The organism is Candidatus Rhabdochlamydia sp. W815, assembly GCF_018642185.1.
Lineage (GTDB): Bacteria > Chlamydiota > Chlamydiia > Chlamydiales > Rhabdochlamydiaceae > Rhabdochlamydia > Rhabdochlamydia oedothoracis.
This window is the reverse complement of sequence record NZ_JAAVTY010000050.1, coordinates 1-10130: the sequence shown is the minus strand read 5'-3', so window position 1 is coordinate 10130 and position 10130 is coordinate 1. Positions and strand designations below refer to the sequence as shown.

The 10130-nt window shown below is 36.5% G+C and carries 7 protein-coding genes; 3 read left to right on the top strand and 4 right to left on the bottom strand.

The annotated features are described in order from the left end of the window. The coding region (locus RHOW815_RS04650; protein ID WP_215217175.1) for a transposase at positions 1 to 220 on the top strand (220 nt) is incomplete at its 5' end. A gap of 82 nt (positions 221 to 302) precedes the next feature. Then, the gene (locus RHOW815_RS04645) at positions 303 to 2882 is read left to right on the top strand and encodes a toxin-antitoxin system YwqK family antitoxin (RefSeq protein WP_215217174.1); all 2580 of its coding nucleotides are present in this window, start codon (positions 303 to 305) and stop codon (positions 2880 to 2882) included. 35 nt (positions 2883 to 2917) lie between these two features. Here RHOW815_RS04645 and rsmD read toward each other — a convergent pair whose 3' ends face one another. The 3 genes from rsmD to RHOW815_RS04630 are packed head-to-tail and all read right to left on the bottom strand — an operon-like array spanning position 2918 to position 7988. Then, positions 2918 to 3490, bottom strand: coding sequence for a 16S rRNA (guanine(966)-N(2))-methyltransferase RsmD (gene rsmD, locus RHOW815_RS04640; protein ID WP_215217173.1), 573 nt, complete (start codon positions 3488 to 3490; stop codon positions 2918 to 2920). Continuing rightward, positions 3487 to 5298 (bottom strand): vWA domain-containing protein, encoded by a 1812-nt coding sequence (locus RHOW815_RS04635; protein ID WP_215217172.1) that lies wholly within the window; start codon positions 5296 to 5298, stop codon positions 3487 to 3489. Before RHOW815_RS04635 ends, rsmD begins: the two co-directional genes overlap by 4 nt. Beyond that, positions 5295 to 7988 (bottom strand): tetratricopeptide repeat protein, encoded by a 2694-nt coding sequence (locus RHOW815_RS04630; RefSeq protein WP_215217171.1) that lies wholly within the window; start codon positions 7986 to 7988, stop codon positions 5295 to 5297. The genes RHOW815_RS04635 and RHOW815_RS04630 overlap by 4 nt, the downstream gene beginning before the upstream one ends. Before the next feature lie 109 nt (positions 7989 to 8097). On the opposite strand from RHOW815_RS04630, the gene RHOW815_RS04625 reads away from it, so the two are divergent. Next, positions 8098 to 9024 carry a hypothetical protein gene (locus tag RHOW815_RS04625; RefSeq protein ID WP_215217170.1) on the top strand — a complete coding sequence of 309 codons (927 nt, stop codon included), beginning with the start codon at positions 8098 to 8100 and terminating at the stop codon, positions 9022 to 9024. On the opposite strand, the gene RHOW815_RS04620 is transcribed toward RHOW815_RS04625, so the two are convergent. Further along, positions 9014 to 10033 carry a tetratricopeptide repeat protein gene (locus tag RHOW815_RS04620; RefSeq protein WP_215217169.1) on the bottom strand — a complete coding sequence of 340 codons (1020 nt, stop codon included), beginning with the start codon at positions 10031 to 10033 and terminating at the stop codon, positions 9014 to 9016. The genes RHOW815_RS04625 and RHOW815_RS04620 overlap by 11 nt on opposite strands. Positions 10034 to 10130: the final 97 nt, after the last annotated feature.

Here is a 10130-nt window from a genome sequence, read left to right as displayed (position 1 = left end):
TATAAAGAGTGTCCAGGAAATATTAGGATGTATGTTAGAAATAGCCAAAAGAAATACACTTCATACTTTTACAGTTATTCCCAAAAGATGGGTTATAGAGCGTTCTTTTGCGTGGATAGAAAAATGTCGCAGGCTATGGAAAAATTGCGAAAGAAAACTACATACAAGCCTGAATATGGTGGTTCTCGCTTTTATTGTTCTACTTTTGAAAAGATTTTAAACAGGCTCTTAAGAGCTTGTCTGAAAGAGATACCTGTTTTATGCTTAAGTGAAAAAATAGTTATTTCAAGGAGATCCTAATTATGCTAAGATTTGTCTTTTTAACCTTTTGTCTTTTGTGTGTAAAAATATCTTTTGGCTCTGAAGTTGGGCCTAAAATGCGTCAACCTCACTGGTCTTCTAAGATTATAGAAACCTATCCCAATTCAAATCCTAAAAAAGTGGTATTCTATGATCGGGAACCGAGTCAAGTTGTTAAGCAAATTTTACTCTATCCCAATGGACAGATTAAAACAGAAACAGATCTATCTGTAATCGAGGATGGGGAGGAATTAAAAGCTGTACCTCATGGTGTGTGTTTGTTTTTTACAGCCGAAGGGAAATTAGAGAAGAAAATGATCTATGATCGTGGAGTGTTACATGGAACCATGAAGCTTTTTTTCCCAGATGGAACGCTGCAAGGAACTTGTGGGTTTAAACAGGGACAAAGAGATGGATTAATGGTTTCCTATCACCCCAATGCAGAAAAAGCAGAAGAGGTGATTTATGAAAATGGGAAGATTATCGGTGAGGTGATCAGATATCACGAGAAGGGAAAACGCGCTGCTGTCATTCCTTATGAAGAGGGTGTTCCTCATGGGTGTGCAATGGAATGGTATCCAACTGGTAGGAAAAAAACCGTTCTTCAATATAAAAATGGATCTCTTCATTCCAATGGTAGAGATCCTGCGGTTATTGCCTATACGCCCGATGAGGTGATGCAAGAGGTTCAAGATTTTTGTGAAGGAAAGCTTGTAGGATTACATGTCAAATATCATGCTAATGGACAAGAGAGCTATAAAGTAGCTTATAAAGAAGGTTTAAAAGAGGGGAAAGAGCGCTTTTTCAGTACAGAAGGTAAATTACTAGGAGAAGGTAATTACATAAAAGGTCAGCCGATTGGTAAGCATTGGCGCAAAGCAGAGAATGGCGTACAGATTTTATCTGCGCATTTTGATGAGAAGGGCAATACCATAGAACCTATCATTGAATGCAATGACAAAGGACAACTCATTGCTCATTACTCTCTACTAGATGGTAAAAATCATCAAAAATATCTGCAGTGGCATGATAATGGAAACCTTAAAGTAGAGTATAACTACGATATGGGTAAACTCAATGGGGAACAGAAAGAGTATTATCCATCGGGACAGATCAAGTTAAAAGCTATGTATGTAGAGAATGAAAAAGAAGGGCTTTACGAAGAATGGTATGAGAATGGAAATCTCGCACAAAGAGCTGTTTTTAAAAATAAAGGTTTAGATGGTCTTTATGAACAATGGTATGAAAATGGACAACTTAAAACCCAGGAACATCATGTGATGGGTAAATTAGACCAAGAACAAAAACATTGGCATGAAAACGGGGTTTTGCAATTAAGCATTCAATTTGATTTAGGAAAAAAGCAGGGCTTGTATCAAGAATGGAATAATAAAAAAGAGCAGATTGTATGCGCTAACTACGATCAAGATAGGTTAATAGGTGTTGTAAAAGCATGGTGGAGTACAGATCTTCTTAGAGAGATCACACATTATGATGAGGAAGGAAAACTCAATGGTGTGCATGAAGAATATTATCCAAATGGTCAACAAAAAGCATTTGTGAACTACTCTAATGATTTATTAGAAGGAACCATGAAAACCTGGTATGAAGATGGCGGCCCTTGTGCAATTAAAACTTTTAAACAAGGTCTCCCTGTAGGAGAACACAAAGAGTATTATTCTGCTCAACAATTACAAGAAAAAAGTGTGGTTAACGCAGACAAAAAACTTTTACAAATTGCCCAACATGTATTTTTTGATGAGAAAGGAGAAATGCACGGTAAACAAAAAGTGTACCATCAAAATGGAGCTCTTTTCTCGTGCGTGCATTATGAACATGGCCAAATGCATGGAAGTAAAGCCATTTGGTCAGCTGATGGAGTGTTAGTAGAGGAGGCTAATTACAATCATGGAAAGCTCGATGGACGGTTTTTTGAAAAGTTGCCTGATGGCAGAGAAGTTGTGTATCACTATAAGGATAATCAAAGAAACGGTATTCACGAAGTGTATTACCCGCCGAATGAATATTTTGCAAAAACCAAAGCCTTTGAGTCTTTCTTCGTAAATGACCAATTGGAAAAAGAGGTTATAGAATATAACGAAGCAGGAGTAAAAGTAGGAGTTACCCCTTATGTAAATGGGAAAAAAGAGGGAATTGCTAAAATATTTTCACCAGAGGGACAATTATTAGTGGCTATACCTTTTCATCAGGATAGTAAAGAAGGGATATGCGTACAATATTACCCCAATCAGAAACCCTTTGTAGAAACACCTTATCAGCAAGATAAGAGAAAAGGAACTGAGAAAACCTACCATTTGAATGGAGAGCTGGCCAAAAGTGTAGAGTATGACAACGATCTTATGAATGGTCTTTATCAAGAGTGGAATCAAGCAGGGATTCTTGTGTTTGAAGCGGAATATCAAGAGGGTAAACGACATGGTAAATTTAATAAATTCTACGATGATGGCTCCCCCTATATCTCTCAGACCTTTCTCGAGGATGAGCTACATGGTGTGAAGAAGAAATACGATAAAGAGGGCAAAATGGTAGAATCTTTTTATGAAAGAGGAAAAGAGGTATGACCCGCTTTTTCTTAAATCTACTAAAGACCTCGTCTTTAGTAGGTGCTTTCTCTTTGATACTGCTGCAAAAGCGTATCACTAAATTTCCGCCCATTTACAAATGTAAATGATTTAAGCTCAAACTGCGTATGAGCGGTTTCTTCAATAAAGACAATTCCATTTGGTTTGATTAAACAAGAGTTATCAAATAATGCAAAGATCTCTTGCAAAATAGTTGTTTTAAGAGAGAGTTCATAAGGAGGATCGATATAAGCGATATCGAACTGGAGCTCTTTTTTGACCAACTGTTTTAAAGCTCGTTTATAGCTACATGGCAAAATAGAGCAGTGTTTTTCTAATTGTAGTAATTGAATATTTTCTTTTAGACAGCGTGTTGCTAACTGGTTTTTATCAACAAAGGTGACATGCGAAGCCCCTCGACTCAAAGCTTCTATACCCATTGCTCCAGATCCTGCAAATAAATCAAGGAAAAGAGCATCTTTAATCTTGTCATGGAGAATATCAAATACCGCTTTGCGGAGCACCGCTAGGGTAGGACGAGTTAGTAAAGTTTTGGGGGATTTAAGCAGACGACCGCGAAAATCGCCGCCTAGAATACGTAAGCTCATTCGAATGCTGCTTCAAAGCGGGATTTTAAGACTTTTTCTGCATCGCTAAGTAAATCTCTTTTCCCTTCTTTTAAAAAACGCGCATGTGCTTTTGTCATTTTCCATTGGTTTTCTAAATAGGGAGCAGCTTCTTCTGCATCAGCAAAGCAAATGTTTTTTTTGATAGCAATCCATTGGCGATGTTGTTTACCTTGGATGGATAGTTCAAATGTACAAGGGTCATCTATATAACCTGTAATTTTATAGGGAGTCCCTTGGTAGAGAACCGATTGAGAAGAGGGGCTTAAGTCCACAAAAGAGGTAACATCGGAGGGTTTAGCTGAAAGAGTAAGATGTGTCAGAAGTGGGTCTTTTAGATCTAATACCAACTTAGCCAGTTTACGTGGAAAAGAGGCATGTGTATCGGAGTAAACCAGAAAACCCCCACCGCTCGTACTCATAAGATTGAAAAATGTCAGGTCATTTTCTCTCCCCACAGCTGCGGTATGAAGCGTTATATGGCCTTGTTTATTTTCTAGCCATTTTTTAACCGTTTGTTGCTGCAGTGTGGAGTTAAACGTGTTTTTACCAGCGGTTAACAAAATGGCATTACAAACGATCTCTTGTTGCGATAGGTCTAAAAGCAAGCTTTCCAAGCTTTTATAAATATCGGAGGAAGAAGCTTTACTACCAAATGTTTGCGCTTCTAAAAATTCTTCTGCTTGCCGAATATTTTGCTTGGAAATTTTGAGCTTAGATGCGTTAAAACAGGTTACTTTTTTATCAATGATAAAAATGTTAAAGCTATCTTCTTCTTGCATACTTGCTAATGCTTTTAGAACCGCTCTTTTAAAAACAGCAAAGCGATGTCTAGGAACGGCTCTGGAACGATCTAGAATAAAGCAGATATGTTGTTTTAAGCGATAGTGGCTTAAGTCTCGTTTAGGGAAAAGCTCGACGGAGAATACATACCCTTTATCTTGAGGAGTATAGCTTACGTGTGTTTCGAAGAGGTGATTCCAATCATTAGCAATGGCAAAAGAAGGAAAGCAGTAATTTTTCAAACGAGAAATAGGAGAAATTTCAGGTAAAAAATGACGCTGAACTTCCAAATGTTCTATTTCTGAAAAAAGAGCAGGAGGACTTTTCATTTGAGCAGCTAGTTGATCTATTTGGTGAGGATCTATAATAGGAGAAATATTTTGAATGGATAAATTTATCGCAGGAGCTGCTAGGGGAAATTTCAGATTTTCTTTGTAGATAGTGGCTCTCCTATTTTCTTTAGGTAAGGACAGTTGCTCTTTATCATTAAATGTCTCTGATGCTTGTGGTAGTAGCTGAGGAGCTAATGTCGTTTGCATTACAGGATCAATTTCCGGTTTTTTATTAACAAAAGAATCCATTGAGGTAGTAGGAGGAGTTAAAAGAGGTTCGCTTTCTAATTTGGGCAAGCAAACAGAAATTAGAGAGTAAGATTCTTCTATAGAAAAAGATAGAGGATTTCTCTTTACAAGAGATAAAGAATCAACCAATTCTAGGTCAGGAGCTAACTCAAGTGAGCGATTAGATGAGAGTAAATCATACGGGGTTTGATGATTGGAAGGAACCACCACAATTTGTTCAAAAACCTCTTGCAAAGTATGTTGTTTGTTCTCTTCATCTATTTGTAAAAGATGAGGATTTGATGATGAAAACCAAAAAAGTGCAGAGAGATTGTGCTGTTTATGCAAAGAAAGAGAATAAAGGATACATATACAAGCTACATGCATAGCAAGAGAGAAAACAAGGCATGAGAGAAAAATGAAACGATTTTTTAAGGATGCTGTCATAAAATATCTTGTAGAGTCTCCTTGCTCAATTGTACTCTCATTTGTAATGAGTCATGTAGGCCTTTTGCTTCTAATTCATCGAGTCTGGCAAGAGCATTTTTTTTCAATTTCTGATAAATGTTTTTACGTTGATTTTTTTTAGCTAATTGAGCCTTTATAGAGATTATCTCTAAATCAATAAAGCTTAAATAATCTTGATACAATTGCATTTTATCTGGAAAAAGATCTTGTGTCGAGAGGTAGTATTGAACAGAGGGATCCTCTGTTAAAGAAAAAGCATCTCTCATCTGCAGAAGTAATTCTAATTTCCTTTCTAAAGGGCTAGAAGATATACAAGTTTTTACTTCGATGTATTCCAAGGCAGCTTCCAAATGAAGTGGTTCTGATAAAAGTTTTTTTCTAATCTGTACTTCTTTTAACGCATCGCAAATAGCTATAATGGTTTTAGAGCCCTCTTGCCTTTCTTGTTCAGAGAGTAGAGAAAATTGTAAACGCGCTTTTTCTAGAAGAGCAGCACTTCCGTAGTAAGATAATACATGTTTAGAAGAATCAATGAGATTGTCATATACTTTGATTGCTTCCTTATAACGCTTTTGCTCTTGATAGGAAAGGGCTAATTCAAAGAGCACTCTTCTTTGCCACTTCCATTCTATAGAGAAAAACTCTTTTTGCTGCTTTGCTAGCATTTCTAAGAGAGGCGTTTTTTTTGCTTTTTCTCTAAGAGAATCATATAAAGCGCAAAGTTTTAATACTTCTAATTCTAACCAAGATTCAACAGGCAAGCTACGGTGATCAAGAAGTTTTTCAAAAGAGATTTTGGCTCGCTTAGCATAAAAATTTTTGTTTTCTTTTTCTGCAATTTCAAATTGCTGATAGTAAAAGTGAGCCAGCCAATCGAGGTTATTTAACTCCACTGACTCATCTATATTGGCAAAAAGGCAGTTTGCTGCTTTTAAGAAAAGAGCCTCGCTTAAATTTTCGGGCATTTCTTGTGCAGCAGATAGATACAAGTTGTAAAGCTTACGATTGCAAATGCGTCCATGTGTGGATTTTGGATCAGCTAATGCCTTTTCGAAGTTCCCTGCTATTTGAAGAGCTTCTACGCCGAGGTGTTCTTGACACAGAGCTGTGAAAAGATACGTATCAGCTGAACATCCATATTGCTCTACATATTTTTCAGATGCATCTAGAGATTTTTGATACTGCTTTTGTTCAAATAGGGATTGAATGAGCAACCAGTGCATTTTTTGTTTTTCTTCCTCGGAAAAAAGCTCTGGTTGTTCCAAAGCTTTTGTTGTATGGGTGATGAATACAGCTTGTTTTTCAGAATATAGATCTAGAGGAGACTGTTTTAGATCCTGCATGCAACAATTTAAAAGATGGCGCCATGCTGGTTTTGCATAAGCAGAATGAGGAAAGTTTTCTAAAAATGCTAAAATCTTCTGAATGGCTTGCTCTAGATTTTGTTCATGAATAGAGCAAAGACCTTGTTCGTAAATCAAGGTTTCTTTTTTAGGATGATCGGGGGATAATTCTAATAGTTTTTGCGAGTATTCTGCCATTTTCCCCCAGTTTTTCTCCTGTTTACATAACTGGGTGTACATCAAAATCAGATCTAATGTTTGTGTATCTTGAGGGAAAGAATGTATTAAGTATTCAAGATTTTCTTCTAAAAGAGACCAATTTTTAGTCATTTTTGCACAAGAAATCAAAGTGATTATGGCGCTTTTTTCGTAAGAGGCGTCGTTGGGACTTTCGAGAAACTGCATGAGAAAAAAAATCGCTTGATCGGGATTATTGATTTGATACAGGCTTTTGCCTGTATAATAGGAAATCAAAGGATCTGAAACGATGAGATCGCTTAGTTTCTCGCGCATGATAAGGATTTTGCTATACTCTCTTTGCTGAAAAAGTATTTGCAATAATAGATGAGCTGCTTGAGATCCTTTTTCTTTTTTTAAAGAACAAACCTTTTCCAAGTTTTCTATAGCTTTATTCGGATCTATTTTCATTTGTAAATAACCTGCTTGGAACAAGTACTGCTCTTTATTTTCAGAGTCTTTTTCAGCTAGCGTGAGATAGAGATGAGCTGCTTGCATAGGGTTCTCTAAAAGGACATTGATATGAGCTAAAGAATAGAGGGAATCACAAGCATAGCGGGTGCTAAGCAGTCTTTTATACTCAGATTCAGCTTGTAAAAGCACCTCTTTTTTATGAGAGGAATCTTCGATCTTTAGTGCGGTTTGCATCAGAGCTTCTGCAAAAGAAAAACGTACTATGTCTAATTGTTCTTTAGTTGTGCTAGCGTGTTTCATTACATGTGGAGCTTGGGTAATTACCTCTTCCCATAGACCTAATTGATAGAGACAATAGACATTGTGAAATAAGCTGGTTTGCGATTTTTTTTCAAAAGGGATTTTTTGATAAAAATCTATAGCTGCTAGGTAATTTTTCTCTTTTACAAAAAGATCAGCTAGCATGGCATATAATTGTTCTTTAAAAACAGTCGTTGGGTAGGTTTCTAAGAATTGGTAGATGCGCTCTTTAGCTAAGGCGTACTCTTGTTCTTTCCAATAATCGGCAATTTGCCTGAGCTCAATACTTTCTCTAAAAACAGGATCATCTGGATCTGCGTGTAGATAACCTGAGGTCAGTAAAACGATCAATAGTAAAAAAGTATTTCTTTTCACGCGGTTTTCTCCCACTTGAATTTTTTTAAATTATATTCACGATACAATATTGTTCAAATGTTGAGCAAAAAAACATTTTTTCTTACGCTGATCCATCATATGGAGAAATATGGGAATACAATTGATGTTACTAGCCTCATTTTTTGTAGCTATTAGTAATTTTTGTATGCGTCGTAGCATTGACTCAGGAGGCTCTACAAGAGGATTTCTGATGATTATGCTAAGTGTAATTGCTCTCATTGCTGTTTTTCTCAATCCTATTCGCCTGGCAGATTTTTCTTGGAGCTACTCCATGGCTTTATTTGCTGTAGTTGCAGGGATCATTCTCTCTGTTATGCTTACATCCCTTGGCAAAACATTAGAATCAGGTCCTCCTGGGCTCACTTTTGCCGCTTTAAATGCTTCTACGGTCTTACCCATGTTAGCAATGGTGCTTTTATTTGGAAGTAAATTTGGTTATTTTTACACAATGTGGAATGCTTTTGGCTCTATTCTCATGGTAATTGGGCTGTTTTGGGCAGGTTGTAGCGCAATGAGATCCTTCCATTTTCAAAAATGGCTCCTTTTTATGACAGCCACTTTTTTCTTGCATATTTTATTTTTGCTATTTTTTCAATGGCGCGCTCTTTGCATTAATTTCCCTGAGGCAAGAGGACTTTTTTTCCCTTTTGAAAATAGTGAAGCATGCTGCCAGTGGTTTATGCCCATCATGTATGCTACAGCGGCTCTTCTTCAAACTTTTTTTTATTTTAAGACAAGAGTAAAAGCTCTCAATCCACTAGAATTACAATATGGCATTTATGGAGGACTTACCAATGGAGTGGGTACGTTTTTTATGCTTTTATCAACAGAGGCTTCTACTTCTTTAGAACACGCGGCTATTTTTCCTGTGTTTGCAATTACAGTGATTATTTTTTGTAATTTATGGGGTAGATGGTTTTATCGAGAAAAAATCAATTGGGCGGCTAACGGGCTATGTTTATTGGGTATTCTAATTGGCTCATTGGATTGGAAAACGCTATTAGCTACAAGCTAAAAGAGCCATATTGAGAGAGAAGTTCAGCAGCTGCTTGTTCGCTGATCTCTTTAAGATTTTCATAAAGCTGTAGTCCTTTAGCGCTTGCACCATTTTGAAAATAGAGAGTTCCCAAACGAAGAAGAATTTGCTCTTCTTTCTCTACAACAGCTAGTACTTTTTCATAGTGTTCAATCTCTTTTAAAGGTTCATCTAAACTGTGATAAATCCCTGCTAATTGCATATGCACCCAAGGATCTTTTGGGGAATAAGCATCGAGAATATGAAACTCTTCAATAGCGCAATAACAAGATTTAATGAACTTGGTTTGTAGCTCTTCAGAATCGTATTCAGGAGAGATCCAAGGTAATTTCTTTTCGTAAATTTTATCAGGATGACAATACAAGTTTGCTAGTTCAAAATAGGCTTTGCCAAGACCTGCATGCGCTTGTAGATCTGTTGGGTAGAGTTTTACGTATTCTATATGTTGTTGTATAATTGAGAGCAAGATCTTTTCTTTCATCAAATAGAGATCTTTCCAGTGCATCCACACACTAAATTTCTCAAGTAAAGAAGTAATAGCCTTTGATTGCAAGGGTAGAGAGTAATATTGAGATTCTTGGTAGGAAAAAGTATTTAAGAAAATATGCAAGGCTTGAGAGAGAAAGAGGTGGTACTCTGCTAAGCCATGAGAAGAAGAGATATGATGAATACAATCTTGGATGAATTGATTATGCATATCTTGCATTTGTTGTGGTTTCTTAGCTTGAAAATAAAAATGCAGCATGAAATAAGAAAAGGTAGTTAGAAAAATTCCCGCTAAGGTGAATGCAATGACAGCGGGTTTTGTAAGAAATGTAAAAAAGAGCACTAAAATAGACAACTCTATAAGAGCAATCAGAAAAAAAATAATATGAAAAAAAGCATATTGACAGGTTATGGTTTTAAAACTCTCTTGATACTCTGAGCACAGTTTTGCTATTTCTGTATGTAATTCGTAATCAGAATGTATATTTTGCGTAGTTGTCATACATGAACCTATCTTGAATTAAATTTACTGTTTTAAAGATACTTGCCGACTTAAGAAATTCATCCAATATCCCAGTAGTCCAAACATTAATAGTCCG